We start from the raw sequence: 18,335 nt of genomic DNA on the forward strand, positions 1-18,335 counted from the left end.
AATTTTTATTCTACCTACCCAACATCTAACTGTTGACGATTCAAATAATAATAATGTCCCCGTTTCGCCATCAACTCTTCATGATTTCCCTGCTCAATTAATACCCCCCGATCCAACACTAAAATTAGATCAGCATTTCTCACAGTAGATAAACGGTGAGCAATAATTAACGAAGTGCGACCCTGGAGAATAGTATTCAAATTCCTCTGAATAATTCGCTCCGACTCAACATCCAGATGAGAAGTAGCCTCATCAAAAACCAAAAAACAGGGTTTTCCTAACAAAGCACGAGCGATCGCTAATCTTTGCCGTTGACCACCAGACAACAAACCCCCACCTTCCCCTATCTGAGTTTCATAACCCATCGGCAACCGTTGAATAAACTCATCAGCACCAGCTAACCTAGCAGCATCCACAATATCTTCAAGAGTTGCAGAAGGACAAGCCATAGTCAAATTTTCCCGAATAGTGCCACCAAATAAAAAAGTATCCTGATCAACCACACCCACTTTATTCCGCAGGGATGGCAACGAAATCGCCGTGATATCGTAACCATCAATCAAAATTTTCCCATCAGTAGGCGGATACAACCCCAAAACCAACTTAGAAATTGTTGTCTTCCCAGACCCAGAGCGCCCCACCAAAGCCACAGTTTGTCCAGCTTTCACCTCAAAACTCAGATTTTCCAAAACATTAATATCGCTTTCTGGGTGGTAACGGAAAGTCACATTATCAAAAATAATATTACCCCGTAGCTCCGTCAAATACTGACGTGCCTGAGATTGTAAATCTTCCTCAGGCTCAGTATCAATCACATCATTAATACGCTCCATGGCAATAACCACCTCCTGTAACTGATTCCACAAAACCGTCAGTCGCTGAAAAGGGCTAATCACATTACCTATCAACATATTAAAAGCCACCAACTGCCCAATAGTTAACTCTCCCTGAATAACCAACCAAGCTCCAAACCATAGTAACCCCGTCGTTACTAAAGATTCAATAGTTAAGCTAAACATTTGCAGTCGGTTACCCATCACCTGTCCAGAAAAGTTTTTTCTGATTGACTTATTCAGAAGTTCCTCCCACCGCCAGCGTACTGTTTGCTCAACTGCCAGAGATTTCACAGTATTTACACCAGTCAAAGATTGAATCAGATAACTACTTTCTTCAGCTAGAGCGGCAAATATTTCTCTAGAGATTTTTTGGAGAAAGGGTGTAGCAATAAGTGCTAATAAAAAAAACGGTGGCACAATAACCAATGCTAGCAAAGCCATCTTCCAGCTATACCAGAACATTAGCCCTACATAAACAAATACCGTCAGCAAATCTAAGACAATAGAAAGAGCTTCTCCAGTTAAGAAATTCTCAATTTTCCGGTTTTCTTGAACCCGAGCAATAATATCCCCCACATAACGAGACTCAAAAAAACTCATGGGTAGTCGGAATGTGTGGCGAATAAACCCAACGATCATGGCTATATGTACTCTATTAGCCGTGTGATCAAGGAGATATTGTCGCAAACCCGTCATAGCCACCTGAAATAAGCCAAAGAGCACTAAACCTAATCCCACTGCTGTTAGAGTTAGAGTGCTACCTTGAACAACTACCCGGTCTAGTAGTAGTTGGGTAAATAGAGGGGTAATAAGTCCAAATATTTGAATTACTAGAGAAGTGATAAATACTTCCAATAGAACTTGTCCATGAGGACTGACCAACTCAAAAAATTGCCAGAAAGGAGTAGTGGTATCTTTAAGTTTTTTGATTAATGCAGTAGGTTGTAGGAGTAAAGTATAGCCAGTCCAACCAGCTTTAAATTCTGGATAAGTAAGATGGCGTTGACCAATAGCGGGGTCAGCGATGATCACCTGTTTATGGGTGACCTCATAGACTACCACATAATGTTTACCTTCCCAGTGAGCGATCGCTGGTAATTTTTGTTTAGCTAATTGATCAAGACTTGCCTTAACTGGTCTGGTAGAATATCCAATGCTTTCTGCAGCAGCAGATAATCCTCGAAGTGAAGCACCGTTACGGTCTACATTAGCAATATCGCGCACCCTATTCACGCTGAAATTTTTGCCCCAGTAACGAGCAACCATGACTAAACAAGCCGCACCACAGTCAGAACCGCTTTGTTGGGCAAAGAATGGATAGCGTCTGGTAATACGCTGCCAGAGATGACCTACTCTTTGGGTGGGACTAGGGAAATAGGCTTTGTTAATAGCTTTTTGTCCTATAACCTCTGGTTGCTCATATTCAGTCCTGTTAAATTCTGGCAGATTTTTACCCAAAGAATTGGGAATTTCTGGCTCCGCTTTTTTCTGTAGAGCATTAAGTTTGAGAGCAACTTGGTAAAGATGTTCTCGAATTTGAGGATGTTTTTTAATTAGTGGGAGTAGAGCTTCTCGAGAGAGATAGGAAAGTTTGAGATTTACTGATGCTCTAGCAGAGTAGGATAAAAAAGAGTTATCTGGAAATAGGGTAGATTCCCCAAATGAAGCTCCAGCAACAAGGGTAGTCATTAATTCACCCTCAGTATCTAAGAGTCTAACTTTGCCTTTGGTGATTATATATATGCCGGTTTGAGCATCTGCTGTTTGCCAAAATTGACCGACTTTGGGCGTTAAATTTTCCATATTTTTCAAGCAACTTTCTATTTCCTGCTGTGAAAGTTGATATCCTAAGACATCACTAAGCTGCTCTTGAGTTAAACTTGGAGTGGATGCAGTTTTAACCATAACTCAAAATTTTAGTTATTAAATATTTATTTTGATTAAATTGGAGTTGAAAATTAAGATCATGCTGCTTTGTTGTCAAAAAGCCTCAGGGAAAAAAGCGTTTGATTCTTATTTTAAATAACTAAAGTGTTGAAAGTTAACGTTTCCAAATCAGAGTTAACATTTTGCTCTGAGGTCAGGTCGCGAATTGCAATGTTTTTTCTCTTGGCATTTTGACTAATAGTTTCATCAGTTTGAGCTGATAATGTTTTAGTAGATAATCCCATCTTTTTGATTAAACGGTTAATATGGCGATCGCTAAATTCTACCCCAAATTCTTTAGCTAAATGTTTCCCTAAGCAATTAGCAGTCCACCGCTCAAATGCATAACCACATTTCTTAGGACTATTAGTTAATAACTCTTTCAACCGCTCTAAATATTGTTCATTAACTTCTTGAGGACGACCTATAGGGTGATTCTTCCATTGTTGAGCTTGACCAGACTGAGCAATAAATATCCAGTATCTAGCTGTAGCTAGAGAACAACCTATAGCCTCACGGATCTGGGTCTGGGTTTTGCCTTCATCTGCTAGAAGCATGATTTCTATTCTCTGGCGATATTGCCTGGTCAACTTCTTATCTAGACTTTTTTCTAACAATTTACGCTGAAAAGACGTCAAGCAGCTGCCGTGTAAACTTGACTCATTCATTGTGATTTTGGATTTTGAGTGATTGTATAACATAGGTTTATAATTATTTTTTGACACTCCAGTTTTTCTCACAGAGATATTTCTCAACGAAATTTATAATCTCAAAAACCCAGTGGTGCAAAGCGCAAAGTGTGGGTTCAATAACTAGATTATTCCATTCCCAAACGGCAAGAGCTAACCAGGCCTTTTGTACCGCAGTATTTTTCTTTACGAATGTGGATCCAGAAATCCAATTGAAGTAACTGACAACAAACTGAGGTAACCGTAAGGTTTGTAGTCATATTTTCCCAAACTTATTCTGTCGCCGGTGCCCAAGATCTTTTTGCTGTCTAACAATTCCATTGGTTCTCTCTAGTTGCTCGGTTTAGTTTTTACCTGGATACCTGAGTTTTGTGATGGCCACACAGAAGACATTCTATAAGAATTAAAAGTATGGAGGAACAATAGTTACATTACTATTCCCACACTTTATTGACGCATAACCTTCTTGAAGCTATAATACTTATTGTTAAATCACAAACTTTAGGCATAATTTTGTCCTTGCTAGTTGAATTGTATTATTTTCTGAAATTAGTCACTATCTTCAGAACAAATAATTAACAATAGACTTGTTGAGAACTAAACTAAAAAAAGTAGCTAAGATCCTTATTATTAAAGGGTAAAGTCTTTTTAAAGCTTAAAAAGCTGAAAGGTTTATATATTAAGTTTTTGAGTAGTTTCAGTTTTCCTTTCCCAACGAATTTAATTATAAATCAGCTTTTTTTGAATAGATCAAAAGTGAAATAAAGTCTCTCCTCTAGCATAAAGTGAGGGAAAAGGTGAAAATATAATTCACCTTTTTACTATTAAGCTAAATCTTTCTCAAACAATAATTTGGCATTTAGTGTGAAGGGCAGCCATCGCTTTTCTGGTACTTTAATTCTCCTCATATTGAGACTTACACAAAAAAAGCAGTAAAAAATACGCCCAAATATAGACAACGGAAAGTTTGAACTGTAAAAAAGTACTAATCCTTAACAAGCAAGGGTTTTAGCTATTTTTATGGTACATACTGTGATTTCCTTATCTAAATTAACATTCAAGGGGTTTTTCTGTGGTGAAAATACCTAAGTACAATAGGGACCTAAATGCTGCATGTAGAATCATGACTTCTTAAAAAATAGCTCCAACTTCTTTTACTTTAGCACAGGCACCTTCTACCTCCTGCCTTAAAAGGCCATTATTTTGATTCTTGAGATAGAATTGCTATAATAATACCTTGAAATATTATAATCATTTAATTTGAACATATGCACCTAAAGAAGAAACCGGATTTATGAGGATCGATTATTGTCTTTATCAAAAACTATGAACATTAAGAATAGGTAGAAAATATGTGCTAAACTGGCAAATAAAAAAGTTATGAATAAAGAAATATTTGAATATATTTATTCCTCTCAATTAACAAAGAATGACGAAAAAACACTAAAGTTATTATTTGCTAATAAGCAACGTAAAGAAATTGCTAAAGCCCTCAAGTGTGTAGAGACAAATGTTAGTCACAAATTCAAAGCGATCGCTAAAAAATTCAACTATTTAGAATCTAATCAGAATTGTAAAGCAACAGAATACTTAGTTAAGATATTTAGCCAATATAAACCTGATATGGTTGATCAACAACTAATTAAATCTTATGCTTCTTATCCAATTTTAATGCCAGATAAACCTGAAGAACCAGACTCCCCTTTTTATATAGAACGTCATCAGATTCCACGTCGTTCTGTTGAATCTCAATGCTACGAGACTATAGAAAGACCAGGTTCTTTAATCAGAATAAAAGCACCCAAAAAAATGGGTAAAACTTCTCTGATCAATCAGATACAAGCCAAAGCAAATGACAATAATTATATTTCTCAGTATCTGAGATTCGATCTTTTGATTGAGCCCCCAAATATCAGTAGTGTTAATAATTTTATTAAAGCATTTAATAAAATCATCAAAAGTCGGTTCCCAGATGTTTCAAAAGGCTCTAATTGGGATAATAATAATGCTAAAATTTCTTGTACTAAAGATTTAAAATCACTATTGCTGAATTTACAGAAAAACTTAGTTTTAATATTAGATGAAGTGGATGAAATTTTCCAATATCCAGAAATAACTAAAGATTTTTGTGGGATGTTAAGACATTGGTATGAAGAAAGTAATAATGTCAAAATTTGGAAAAATTTACGAATAGTAATTGCTTATTCTACAGAATATCATGGCAAATTAGATATTTATCAATCTCCTTTTAATGTAGGCAGCTCAATAGAATTAAAGGAGTTTACAAAAGAAGAAGTAACTCGATTAATATTCTTATACCAACTTGACCCCAAAATAGTGACTGATTTAATGTCTATGGTAGGAGGGCATCCTTATTTAATTAGGTTAGCTTTATATAGAATGTCTCAGGAAGAATTGACAATTGAAAAATTCTTAAAAGAAGCCCCCACTGATAGTGGAATTTATCGAGACCATTTCAGCAGACATTTAGAAACTATAGACAAAAGGTCAAAAATTAAAACAGTTTTTCAAGAAATATTAAAAGCTAATGAACCAGTCAGTTTTTCTGATAAAAATAGAGAGGTACGTCAGCTAGAAGCTATGGGATTAATTAAAATTGAAGGTAATAAGGCTAAAACTGGTTGTCAGTTATATCAAAAATATTTTGGAGAGTTTTTATTAGGCATTAGGTTTTAGGTTTTAGGTATTAAGCGTTAGATTTAAAAATTAACAAACTTTACTCTTTTTTATTTTGACTGAATTTGTTCCATTAAACCATGTAGAATAATGCAAATTTATTGACATTTATTTAATAGGTTTTAGGTATTATTTATTAGGCGTTATATTTAAAAATCAACAAACGTAACTATTTTTTATTTTGACTGATTTGTTCCATTTAACGATGTAGAATTATGCCAAATTATTCAAAGTTTTTTTAAGACGACTTTGATTTAAGGTATCAGATTTAAAGTTAACAAATTGATAATGTATTCTTACTACCAAAATCATCATTTTGGTCTGTCGTTTTAATAATTCTTGAATTCCATAAGACCCCGTCCTTAAGAAGGGAGCTAAAATTATTTCTGTTAACCTGAAACCTGAAACCTGAAACCTGAAACCAACTAAAACTTAACATCTGAATTAGTGCTAATGGTTAGATATTAACCCTTCAACTCCCAAGGAACTTCAGATCAGTAAAACCTTGCTGGGAGGCGAGGACATCAAATATTTATTAATGAAATTATTATGTATCATGATACTGGAGGAAGCTTATCAGCAGACGACCCGACTTATGTAGAAAGGAAACAAGATAGAGAACTATTGGAAAAACTCCTAAAAGGAGAATATTGTTATGTGTTTAATGCTCGTCAAATGGGTAAGTCTAGTTTGCGGGTAAAAGTTATAGATAGATTAACACATCAATTAAGTTCCCAAGGTTGCCAATGCATCTCAATTGATATGAGTATGTTGTCTGATTTTTCGATACCAAAAGAATCTTGGTATGATGGTTTTTTAATTGAGCTATTAGATAGATGTGACTTAGAAAATAGTAGCAATTATCAAGACTGGATAGCTACTCATCGAAACTTAAAAATTAATAATCCTCAGCGTTGCAAACTGTTTATTGAAGAAATTTTATTTATTAATTTTCCTACTCAGAAAATATATATTTTTCTTGATGAAATTGATACATTGGGAAAATCTTATTTTAAACAAGAATTTTTAGGTTTTATTCGGTCTTGTTATAATCGCCGTGCTGAGGATAAAAATTCTGATTATCATCGATTAGTTTTTGTTTTTTTTGGTGCAGTTACTCCAGGAGATTTAATTCGAGATATAAGACAGACTCCTTTTAATATTGGCTATGGAATTGAGTTAACTGAATTAAGTTTTTTAGAAACCAAGAAAAAATTAATTCAGGGATTAGAAGAATTTGTAGAAAAGCCAGATATTGTGTTAAAAAAAGTTTTTGATTGGACTGGAGGCCAACCTTTTTTAACTCAAAAAAGTTGTCAAATTATTGTTGATTATGCTGATACTACTCAAGTAGATGTTGATAGTTTGCTAGAAAAAAATATTGTCAAAGATTGGGAAGATAAAGATAATCCTATTCATTTAAAACATATACGGGATTATTTACTTAGTGACATTGAATTACTGAGACTATATCAAAAGGTTCTTAAGAAGGGAGAAGTTAAATTTAATAATAGTAAAGTACAGATGTCTTTAAAGTTATCAGGTATAGTTCTAAAAAAACAAGATAAATTAGTTGTTTTTAATAAGATTTATCAGAAAGTTTTTAATCCAGATTGGGTTGAGGAACAGTTAGCAAACTTAGAAAATAATCTGGATTTACCTAAACTTAAAAGATTAAGTTCAAGTTGGGTTATTGTTAGTTTAGTATGGGTATTAGCCATTATTATGAGAGCTTTAGGTTGGCTCCAACCATTTGAGTTAAATGAGTTTGATCGCTTAATGCAATGGCGACCCAAAGAAAAACGAGACCCTAATATTTTAATTGTTGAAGCTACACAAACAGACATTAAAAAATATGGTAAAGGTGGGACTTTAAAAGATAAGATATTGGCTGATGTAATAAAAAAAATAAATACTTTACAACCGGCAATTATTGGTTTAGATTTGTGGCGGGAGAAAGCTTTAGGTTCTGAGGCTGATTATCAAAATTTATTGACTCTTTTGGAAAATAATCAGAAAATAATTGCTGTTTGTAGTACCAGTGAAAATAGCCCAAATAAATCTGGTACAAGACCTCCTGAAGGAGTGCCAAAAGAACGTTTAGGTTTTACTGATGTAGTTCTTGATAATGGTCAAGTTGACATTGTCCGTCGCCACTTAATGTTTATGGGTTTAGAAGAGAAAGATCCTTGTAAAACACAGTATTCATTGAGTACTATAGTGGCCTTAGATTTTTTGGAAATTAAAGGAGTTAAAGCCAAAAATATTTCCTCGGAGAGTATTAGAATTGGTAATGTTACTTTCAGGAAACTGAGAAAAGGAAATGGTATTTATGAAAAACTTGACGATGGTGGATTTCAAATTTTACTTAACTATAGAAATTCTCATCATATAGATAATAGAGTAGCTCAAAAAATTAGTATTTCGGAAGTTTTGGATGGGAACATTAATGATTCTTTAGTTAAGGATAAAATTGTCATTATTGGCATTACAGACCGTACTTCTGGTGACAAGTTTTATACTCCTTATAGTAATGTTCAGCCTCCTAATCAAAAGCAAATGCCTGGTGTTATTATACACGCACACAAGGTCAGTCAAATTATTAGTGCAGTTTTATATGGCAGACCTTTGATTATTTTTTGGAGTTGGTGGGTAGAATGGCTATGGATTTTTGCTTGGTCTTTTTTGAGTTATGTGATCGGACATTTTTTTCGAGGTTTTTTATTTTTCTTATTTGTAGGAGGAAATATTATTGTTTTATATTCGGTTAGTTTGTTTTTTCTAGTTCAAGGTTTTGTAGTTCCATTAGTACCATCTATTTTGGTCTTAATTGTGAATACTGTCATTATTTTCGTTGATGATTCTCACTTTTTTAAGACCAGGAAGCTCCCAGGACCGGTAGAAGAGGAATAGGGAGAAAGAAAAGAGTATAATAACTAAGTTCAAATACTTTAAGTCTTCAAAAAAATGTATTTAGAGAATACATTTTTTCTCCCACAAAAGCCTATTAAATACTTATACATAATATGCTTATTTTGTCAAGCTTTATTTTCATAAAAAATATTTGTAAAGCATAGCTTGGAAAGAGGGAAGTTAGATGAAGACATTTTATTTATCCAGGCCATTTTGGTAAATTAAATTCTTCCATCTATTGAACAAATTGGTATTACAAAAAGTTTTTTTTGAGGGATAAAATTCTATGAAATATAAACAAGTTATTATTTGTGCTTTGGGATTATTGGTAGGAATGACTCAACTAGTTTGGGGGGAATTTCAAAACCCACAAACAAGTAGACCAGGGAACAAACGAGATCGGGGGAATCACATGACAGAAAGTAGACCAGAGCAGAGGAAAAAGAAGCCACCAGTTAATATGCCAATAAAGCATAAACCGTTTGAAAGCCCACCAATAAGTAGACCAGGGAACAGAGGAGATGCGGGGCATCAGGCGATAGAACCTCATGGAGATGGACGGACTAGAGGTCCTAATAATCCTGCTGAATTATGTCTTCAAATGGAAAAGCCTCTTTTGGCTCTCATTCCTCAAAGCAACTTCGGATACACTTTAGCAAGTCATCCGACTTTTTGGTTATATCTTCCTGGCTATAACAACTCTATTAATTTCACTTTGAAGGATGAAGATACTGGAAAGGAAATTTATCAAACTAAGTTTAATGTTGAATCTGAACGGGGAATTATTAGTTTGAAGTTACCTTCTGCTGCACCGCGTTTACAGGTAGGAAAAGAATATCGTTGGCAATTTGTTTTTAACTGTAGAAATGAGTCCAAGAATTTATCTGTTGAAGCAGTGGTTGCGCGGAAGGCAACTACCGAGAGTTTGACTAGTCAGTTGAGCTCGGCTACAACTGTGATGGAAATGATAGATATTTATGGGAAAAATGGTTTGTGGCATGAGACTATTACGACATTAGGAAACTTGCGCCGGAGTTATCCTAATAATGTAGCGATCGCCACTAGATGGAATAGTTTATTGGAGCAAGATGGTATCCGTTTTCCAGACTATGATTTGACTAAGACCGAGATTCAAAATTGTTGTAATGTTTCCGATCAGTAGTACTAACAGGACTTACGCAGAATTATTATATCTAGTAGGGTTTAATGACTATTAACCTCTACAGGCAGTGTATTATCTACAAGTTGGTATAAGTCTTATTTCCCTAAGTAGCTTGAGTCAAAAACGATTTTCGTAGCCTGGGTCGTAGATAAGTTACAGACAACATTCAGTGGTATATGTTTGAAATACCGAAGCTAGTTCCAAAGCTCAAAATATGACTATTGATAAATAACCAGGACTTACGCAAGGACCCTATGTATAGCGCATATTTAATAGAGCGATCGCCTACTATTGGTGGCCTTATTACCATAAAAACCGAAATAACTTAAGGCTTAGGTATAGTTAATTTTTCTAAGCTCTATAAGTGTTGCTCTATGTAAATAAATCTTGCCCAACAACTCTTGCCCAAAGAATAATTTTATTTTTGGTTTGAGTTAATAATATGAATTTTAACTACCTTGATTATTATCAATAGTTACTAAATTATCATACAAATTATACCATCAAAAATTAATCAAATTACTTAGAAAATATTAGCCATAATAAAATTAATCGTTATTTCAGAACGTAATCTTTAAATTCAGAATACTTATGGTCACATTTGAGAGAAAAAATTATCCCAAATACAGCAGTATATCTAATTTTTAATGACACAGTAATTAACAAAAAATACGCGAATAAAATTTAACTTGTGTGACGGCAATATAGTAGTAATTAAAATCAAGTAATTAATCGTTATTTCAGAACATAATCTTTAAATTCAGAATACTTATGGTCACATTTGAGAGAAAAAATTATCCCAAATACAGCAGCATATCTAATTTTTAATAGCATAGTAATTAACAAAAAATACGCGAATAAAATTTAACTTGTGCGACGGCAATATAGTAGCAATTAACATCAAGTAACTCGAGGAATAGGAATAGTTAATTGTATATATTTGAACCCCAAAAATGAACAATTTTTAGTATTAAATTACCGCATATATAATCCAGATAGTAACAAAAAAACTAAAATACACCATGTTAAAGAGATGAAATTTAATGTAATAAATCAGAAGAATTTACCATTTAAAACTGTATTAATAGATAGTTGTTATGCAACACAAAGATTAATAGCATTAATAGATAATATGCGAAAAATTTATTATTGCTCTGAAAAATTAATCCAGAGCATAGATGATACTTGTGGTGCAGAAAAATTTGCTACATTAAGTTGGAATGAATCAGAAAGAAAATCAGGTAAAATAATAAAAATTAAAGGAATTATTTTGAGATAAAAAAATCAATCTATTCTGGGCTACTATTTCTGCCAAGAGGACAGAATACATTGTCACTAATGACTTAAGTCAATCTTCTACAGATGATGTAGAATTCGAGTAGCAAACTAGATGGAAAATCGAAGAATTTTACACCAGAATCAAGTATTTAAAAGAAATATAATTTTGTTAATGTCATCTGGCAAAAATTCTAAAAAATCATATTGCTTACCCTATGTTTATCTGGAATCATTTGAAAAAAATAGCTTATATTTTGGGTAAAACTATTTATCAGCTCAAACATCAATTATTATCTAAGTATCTAGTATCTCAACTTAAATATCCTGCAATTAAAACGACAGCTATTTAAGTTTTTTTCAATGAAAAACCAATTATAGCGATCGCTTAATTTTTCATCCGCTATATATAATGTCCTTGCGTAAGTCCTGAGAATAAAGTTGCCAGAAGTTTTCGCGATATTCGTTTTACCAATTAAGGTTAGAAACATTCCTAGTGATTTTTATCAAGAACTTCCTCTTTCACTCAGCTATCAAATCAAGTTACTAACGAGGCAGATTCTAAATTTACTATTAATTTTAAACCAAACTCTTTTTCAAAGGCCTCCTTCTTATTTTCCAAACTCCACAATTCTAAAGCACAATCATCTTTAGGGTTAGCAGGCCGTAACCAGAGATGAAATTCCTGTTGCTTTGTGTTTAACCAACAGGTCAAATTAGCTATCGCCCCTTTTTGTCGCCTATCTAAAGCTACCGCTAAACGTAACAATGAACTCAACTGAGACACCATTTCTTGATATCTTTTGGGTAAAATTTGATAATGGTCGTGTTTTTTCTTGCATAAACTCTTGCGGTGATAACGAGCTAAATTAGCAATAACTTCAATTTCAATTTGAGTATACCCCAATAACTCCCCATTTCTGATCAAATAGTAGGAATGTTTATGATGTTCTGAATGATTTACATATATACCACAATTATGCAAAATTGCTGCTGACCATAACAATTCTCGTTCCTCACTTCCCCAGTTATGCAGAACTCCCATAGTTTGGTCAAATAAATATAACGCCCAAAAAGCAACCCGTTCGCTATACTCCAAATTAACCTGGTATTTTTGCGCAATTTTTAGAGTATTTCGTTGGCGAATTGAACTTTGGAAACGAAGGTGATCCTCAATCAAACCATGATTCAACATCCAATCAACTATTACCCCCTCTCGCAAACTGCTTTCACACACAGTCACCGACTCCATCTCTAATAAACTCATTGCTTCGTGTAACACTAAAGCACCCGCCAAAATAATTTCTGCTCGCTTTTCGGACATTCCCAGAATTTCTCGTCTTTTAGAAATAGGTAACTTCCTCAACTTATTAACCAACTCCTCTAATTCTGTCAAACTAAACTGATAACCACCCAGGGGAGCTGGTACATTACCCAATTTTTCATAAGCATTAATAGTCGCTAAAGCTTCAATAGTACCAGCAGTTCCGACTAACTGAGGTTTTTCACCTTTCTTGATATTAGCTAATATGTTTTTGGTCGGGCGTTCTAATAAGCCTCTAATGTAAGCTTGCAGATAGGCAAACTCACTCTTACTAACGGGATTTGTGGTAACAAATTCTTTAGTCAGACGTACTGCACCTACTTTTGTACTACTTAGAGTTCTCAGTGTATCACTATCACCTAAGATCAACTCTGTGGAACCTCCACCAATATCAATAATAACATGGGGTTGGTTATTAAATTCCATTGCTGAAAGTACCCCTAGATAAATTCGTCGTGCTTCTTCTTGACCAGATATCAAGTCAACATATAGGTTTAACTCATCAGCTATTCTATTGAGAAATTCTTTACCGTTAGGTGCTTCTCTTACAGCACTAGTAGCAACTGTAATGATTTGTTTAGCATTAGCACTTTTAGCAATTTGTTGGAAACGCTCTAAAGTAGCGATCGCTCTATCCATCACTTCTGGTTTTAAGTTACCTTTCGTGCCGCACTCTCCTAGTCTTACTGTTTCTTTATCTTGGTCAATAATAGTAAAAGTCGGCAAATTAGGATCAATTTTTACTACAACCAAGTGCAACGAATTTGTACCAATATCTATTGCTGCTAATATCGGGTTTTGGCCTGCTAGTGGAGCAGGAAATCTAACTAAAGGAACTGATGTAATCATATACAACGTATTTTAAATTGCTGATACAACGTATTTTAAATTACTGATACAATGTATTTTCAATTACATATATCCGAAATTTTATATTAAAAAATGTTATATATTTAATTATTATATAACATTAGTAAAATTGACATTTGTTCTTGACAAACAATATTTTTTAAGGTATTTAAAATGAAAAAATTAGAAAATAATCTTAAGTGTTACAACATATTCTGAGTCTGTAAAGTAAAAATATTAACCTTCTAACCTTTATCCTGTGAATACCTTGGCAGCTAGTAATCTACCTGACTGAGATAAAATGACCATACATATAAGCTAGAAAAATATTGACCCAAAAATAAGGTCTCAAACTTCTGACTTTAGTGGCCAGTAATAATAACTGATAACTAATATACCTCTAGGAAAATTAATCTCAAACTTTTGAATTTACTAGGCAAAAACTTAGTTTCCGCAGATATCTAATAACTAACAACTCATAACCAATAACTGAAATGACCCAAGCCGCTTCACCTGAATCAACCTTAATGAAAGTCATCAGACTTCTCAGATGGGATAAACCTGCCGGGCGTTTTATTTTAATGATTCCTGCCTTGTGGGCTGTTTTTTTAGCGACCCATGCCATGCCACCTATACCATTAGTCGGAGTAATAGTAGTAGGAACATTAGCTACCAGTGCTGCCGGTTGTGTAGTTAATGATTTATGGGACCGAGATATTGACTCAGAAGTAGAGAGAACTCGTGATCGCCCCTTGACATCCCGCGCTCTGACCATTCAAACAGGTATTATTATTGTTATTATTGCCTTTGCTTGTGCTGGAGTTATAGCCTTATATCTCAACCCTCTAAGTTTTTGGCTATCTGTAGCAGCAGTCCCAGTAATTATTTGTTATCCCTTAGCAAAGCGATTTTTTCCAGTACCCCAGTTAGTATTATCTATTGCTTGGGGCTTTGCTGTTTTAATTAGTTGGAGTGCTGCTGTGGCCAAGCTAGATAGTGCAACTTGGATATTGTGGGGTGCAACTATTGTTTGGACATTAGGTTTTGATACAGTGTATGCTATGAGTGATCGTGAAGATGATCAACGTTTAGGCATTAATTCTAGCGCTTTATTTTTTGGTAAATATGCTAATAATGCTGTGGGTATATGTTTCTTTTTAACTACTATTTTCTTAGGGCTATTAGGCATAAAAATGGAGCTACATACTGGTTTTTGGATAACTCTTGGAATTGCTACAGTTTTTTGGTTTATTCAATACAAAAAATTAGGGCAAGAAGATATTTTGAAACCTTATGCTCAGATATTTAGACAAAATGTTTGGATTGGTTTTATCTTATTAGCAGGTATGATTACAGGTTTAATATTTTGAACAAAAATTATAAAAGTACTATAGTAATAGTATATGTAGGAATTCGATGACTTAGATAAACTTTAAAACCTACATTTAGAGCTACAAAACTTAGTATTGAACAACGATAAAATTTGAGTAACAATTTAGATTAATTAAAAAAAACTTGAACTGTCTTTGTAATCTCATTAAGGTAGGAAAAAATGGTAAAAAAACATCATTAGAGGTAAATAATTTAGACCATTTAAGATTAGTAGAAAGAATCCTTTATAAAATAGGCATAGGAAAGAAGATAAATGAGTTAATTGGAGAATCAACAAATGAAAAAGTAACAGCAGTTCAGGTATTTAAAGAAATGCTCTTGAATGGGTTAGGTAAGGTTTTATCTCCACTATATTGATTTAACAGATTTTTTCCTGGGAATTACCATAGGAAATTTAATTAGACCAGGAGTAAAAGTAGAGTATTTTAATGATGATAAATTGGGAAGAGTATTAGACCAGATATATCAAAAAGGATTAAGTAAAATTTTTATGTATGTGGTGTTAGAAACAATGAAAACTTATCAACTAGAAACAGATACGGCTCACTCTTGTTTCAAGTTCATTATATGCTCATGGAGATGATCAAGTAGAAAATAATGAAGCTACTGAAGAACAAGAGTTAAAAGTTGTGAAAATATTTTTTGGATATTCTATAGCTCAACGACTAGACTTAATCTCTACTGGAGACCGAGGCATACGTTTATATATAAGAATAAGAGATAGAAATGAATCATATCAAAAATAATTTCCTCTAGTAATTCAAAGAATTTAAAAATAAGTTTAATTATGACAGCTTAATAGTAGCAGATAGTCCAATATAATACTCAATAAAATTGAGATAACAAATATTAAATGCTTATGTCAAGCTACTTTTGCAAGAAAATCTACAGCCAAGCTGATTGAAATAGATATATTAAAGTAATAGATAATACTATCAAGATTGTGTGTAATAGATATTTTTCTTGATAATCTTTATAATTATTATTAAGTAAAACCTTGAATACTTAATTTAATATCCTAAGCTTGGAAATATTTAATATTAGTTTTAACATAATTGGAATACAGAATTTGCTTTTGGTTTCTGATAGCGATCGCTGATTTTACTGAAATAAGCACCTCACAAAAATTTATTATATCCATTTGTGATACCAAAATTTTTATGCTGTATGACTCACTTCAAATTAGAGTAAGAAAACAATGAATGTAATGGTGCTTAATTTCAACTGTAAATAATTATTTTACTCAAAAATATAATTATCTAAAATACCCAACAAGTCCTCAATACTAGCATTATGATCTAGAAAAGAAAACAAATGTTTGTAGCAAAGTCTACCCTGTTTATCCAATACAAACTGCCCTGATAAAGGCGCCCCTAAAGCTTGACCAACCTTGTAATTTTTAAATACCTGACAGCTAGAATCACTAAGCAATGGCATTTTTAAACTTAAATCATTCACAACTATCTTACTTTGCTTCTCATCGGTACTAGTAATCATTAATACTTCTACTCCTCGTTCTAAAAACCTTTCATAATTTTTGTTTAAAGCCAAAATATGAGGAAAACAAAACGGGCAATACTGCTTTTCAGTAAAAATACGAGTCAAGGCAACTATGACAGGAGTTACTCCCCAATAGTTAGATAATCTAACCAACTTACCATTTGTAATATCTGGTAATTCAAAATCTGGCGTTCTTTTACCATTATCCAAATCATTAATAGCTGGAATAGGTAATAAATTTTGAAAAAAACGTTGATTTAGTAAACCCCTAAAATCATAAGAAGTTAGCATAATCAGAATTAATTAAAGAGTCAACATTTCAAATTTATAACTCCAACACTTTGAGGTCAAACATCTCAGCCATAGTGTTGGAGTGAATATTTCTGGAAATTATGAAGTACTTTCTCCAGTAGCTAAAACAATTTATGAAACAGCAGCAAAAAATTCTTTAGACTTAATTGGATCAGAATTCATAGTTTTATCCCCTGGTTTCCAGCCCACAGGACAAACTTCATTTGGGTGAATTTGTACATATTGAATAGCTTGTAGAGTGCGGATAGCTTCATCCACATTGCGGCCAAAAGCAAAATTATTAACAGTTGCGTGCTGGATAATACCTTCTCTATCAATAATAAATAATCCTCGCAGAGCAATACCAGCCTCTAGATCTAAAACATTGTAGGCTGTACTAATTTCTTTCTTTATATCAGATAATAGGGGGTAATTAAGATCCCCAATACCTCCAGACTTACGATCTGTTTGAATCCAAGCTAGATGTGAAAATTCACTGTCCACAGAAACTCCTAAAATTTCAGTGTTAAGTAACTCAAACTCTTTATAACGATCGCTAAACGCTGTAATTTCGGTTGGGCAAACAAAAGTAAAATCCAAGGGATAGAAGAACAAGACTACATACTTACCACGATAATCAGACAGTTTAATTGTCTCGAATTCCTGATCCACTACAGCTGTAGCTGTAAAATCCGGAGCCTTTTGGCCCACACGCAGGCATTCGTCTGTCATGATTTTTATCTCCTTAATTAAAATGAGTTGATAATTTTTTTTACTATTAGTTAATCTCAATCTAATAGTTTTAAAAGCTTTGAGTTTTAATTACTGATACCTTCATCAGCAAACTGTTATTATTACAGTATTTAAGACCATCAAAAAGTTGATTATTTAACAGTTAACTGTTTCACTTCTCAAGATATTAATCATAATGGTTATAGATTTTATTTTAAGAAAATTACTGTTAAAGTTTTTCCACTTAACAAATTGTACTTTGTCGTCTGACAGCCATAAAATAGCTAATTTATGTAATATGAAGAACCTACCCAAGGATCAACACATTTTGTGAATAAACCAGGAGTAATTATCAATAGACATAGGTTTCTTGTACTTGTTAACAATATATTTTACAAACATAATGTTTATTCCATTAAAAATATAGAAATCAGCAAACTAGATGAGTTTGCCCTGGAAACTATCCTAAAATCATAAAACAATAGTAACCATCTCTTAAATGGCCTGAATTTAACAGTACACTACAATAGTTATCCAAACCCCAGAAATCTTATTTACTTGGAACAAATACAAATAGCCTTATTTAATATTTTAGCATATTTACCCTATAAGATAATCCTGTATATTATTATCAAACCAATTGTTAAAACTTATGATAACTTTCGGACTGAAGATTTTTAGCTAAGTAGGTACTCACAGAAATTGCTAAACTATATTAAATTTTATAAAGTCACTTCAAGCTCTTCTAG

12 protein-coding genes are annotated in these 18,335 nt (G+C 33.2%); 7 read left to right on the forward strand and 5 right to left on the reverse strand.

Features of this window, described 5'->3' with window-relative positions; genetic code table 11:
• Nucleotides 1–14: 14 nt before the first annotated feature.
• Nucleotides 15–2,741, reverse strand: coding sequence for an ABC transporter transmembrane domain-containing protein (locus TERY_RS01025; protein ID WP_011610109.1), 2,727 nt, complete (start codon nt 2,739–2,741; stop codon nt 15–17).
• 113 nt (nt 2,742–2,854) lie between these two features.
• Nucleotides 2,855–3,430 carry a helix-turn-helix domain-containing protein gene (locus TERY_RS01030; RefSeq protein ID WP_155994211.1) on the reverse strand — a complete coding sequence of 192 codons (576 nt, stop codon included), beginning with the start codon at nt 3,428–3,430 and terminating at the stop codon, nt 2,855–2,857.
• Nucleotides 3,431–4,831: 1,401 nt separating this feature from the next.
• Here TERY_RS01030 and TERY_RS01035 point away from each other — a divergent pair.
• The 4 genes from TERY_RS01035 to TERY_RS29610 all read left to right on the forward strand — a co-directional run bounded on the left by TERY_RS01035 (nt 4,832) and on the right by TERY_RS29610 (nt 11,502).
• On the forward strand, nt 4,832–6,148 hold the full coding sequence (locus TERY_RS01035) for an AAA-like domain-containing protein (RefSeq protein ID WP_011610111.1): 1,317 nt from the start codon (nt 4,832–4,834) through the stop codon (nt 6,146–6,148).
• A 549-nt stretch (nt 6,149–6,697) separates the two neighbouring features.
• The gene (locus TERY_RS24585) at nt 6,698–9,061 is read left to right on the forward strand and encodes a CHASE2 domain-containing protein (protein WP_011610112.1); all 2,364 of its coding nucleotides are present in this window, start codon (nt 6,698–6,700) and stop codon (nt 9,059–9,061) included.
• A 286-nt stretch (nt 9,062–9,347) separates the two neighbouring features.
• Nucleotides 9,348–10,223 (forward strand): DUF928 domain-containing protein, encoded by an 876-nt coding sequence (locus TERY_RS24590; RefSeq protein WP_011610113.1) that lies wholly within the window; start codon nt 9,348–9,350, stop codon nt 10,221–10,223.
• A 1,033-nt stretch (nt 10,224–11,256) separates the two neighbouring features.
• On the forward strand, nt 11,257–11,502 hold the full coding sequence (locus tag TERY_RS29610; protein WP_011610114.1) for a hypothetical protein: 246 nt from the start codon (nt 11,257–11,259) through the stop codon (nt 11,500–11,502).
• A 534-nt stretch (nt 11,503–12,036) separates the two neighbouring features.
• On the opposite strand, the gene TERY_RS01055 is transcribed toward TERY_RS29610, so the two are convergent.
• Complete coding sequence (locus TERY_RS01055; RefSeq protein WP_011610115.1) at nt 12,037–13,671, reverse strand: HD domain-containing protein; 1,635 nt, start codon at nt 13,669–13,671, stop codon at nt 12,037–12,039.
• 494 nt (nt 13,672–14,165) lie between these two features.
• Here TERY_RS01055 and TERY_RS01060 point away from each other — a divergent pair, with 494 nt between their 5' ends.
• From TERY_RS01060 to TERY_RS29615, 3 genes are all read left to right on the forward strand, one after another.
• The gene (locus tag TERY_RS01060; RefSeq protein WP_011610116.1) at nt 14,166–15,041 is read left to right on the forward strand and encodes a 4-hydroxybenzoate solanesyltransferase; all 876 of its coding nucleotides are present in this window, start codon (nt 14,166–14,168) and stop codon (nt 15,039–15,041) included.
• A gap of 145 nt (nt 15,042–15,186) precedes the next feature.
• The gene (locus TERY_RS01065) at nt 15,187–15,420 is read left to right on the forward strand and encodes a DUF4277 domain-containing protein (protein WP_011610117.1); all 234 of its coding nucleotides are present in this window, start codon (nt 15,187–15,189) and stop codon (nt 15,418–15,420) included.
• Between the two features lie 16 nt (nt 15,421–15,436).
• Nucleotides 15,437–15,646 carry a DUF4277 domain-containing protein gene (locus tag TERY_RS29615; RefSeq protein ID WP_370497365.1) on the forward strand — a complete coding sequence of 70 codons (210 nt, stop codon included), beginning with the start codon at nt 15,437–15,439 and terminating at the stop codon, nt 15,644–15,646.
• Between the two features lie 656 nt (nt 15,647–16,302).
• Here the strand turns inward: TERY_RS29615 and TERY_RS01070 are convergent.
• Entirely contained in the window at nt 16,303–16,854 is a 552-nt protein-coding gene (locus TERY_RS01070; protein ID WP_011610118.1) for a redoxin domain-containing protein, read from the reverse strand.
• Nucleotides 16,855–16,986: 132 nt separating this feature from the next.
• The gene (locus TERY_RS01075; protein WP_011610119.1) at nt 16,987–17,586 is read right to left on the reverse strand and encodes a peroxiredoxin; all 600 of its coding nucleotides are present in this window, start codon (nt 17,584–17,586) and stop codon (nt 16,987–16,989) included.
• Nucleotides 17,587–18,335 lie beyond the last annotated feature (749 nt).

The organism is Trichodesmium erythraeum IMS101, from assembly GCF_000014265.1.
Lineage (GTDB): Bacteria > Cyanobacteriota > Cyanobacteriia > Cyanobacteriales > Microcoleaceae > Trichodesmium > Trichodesmium erythraeum.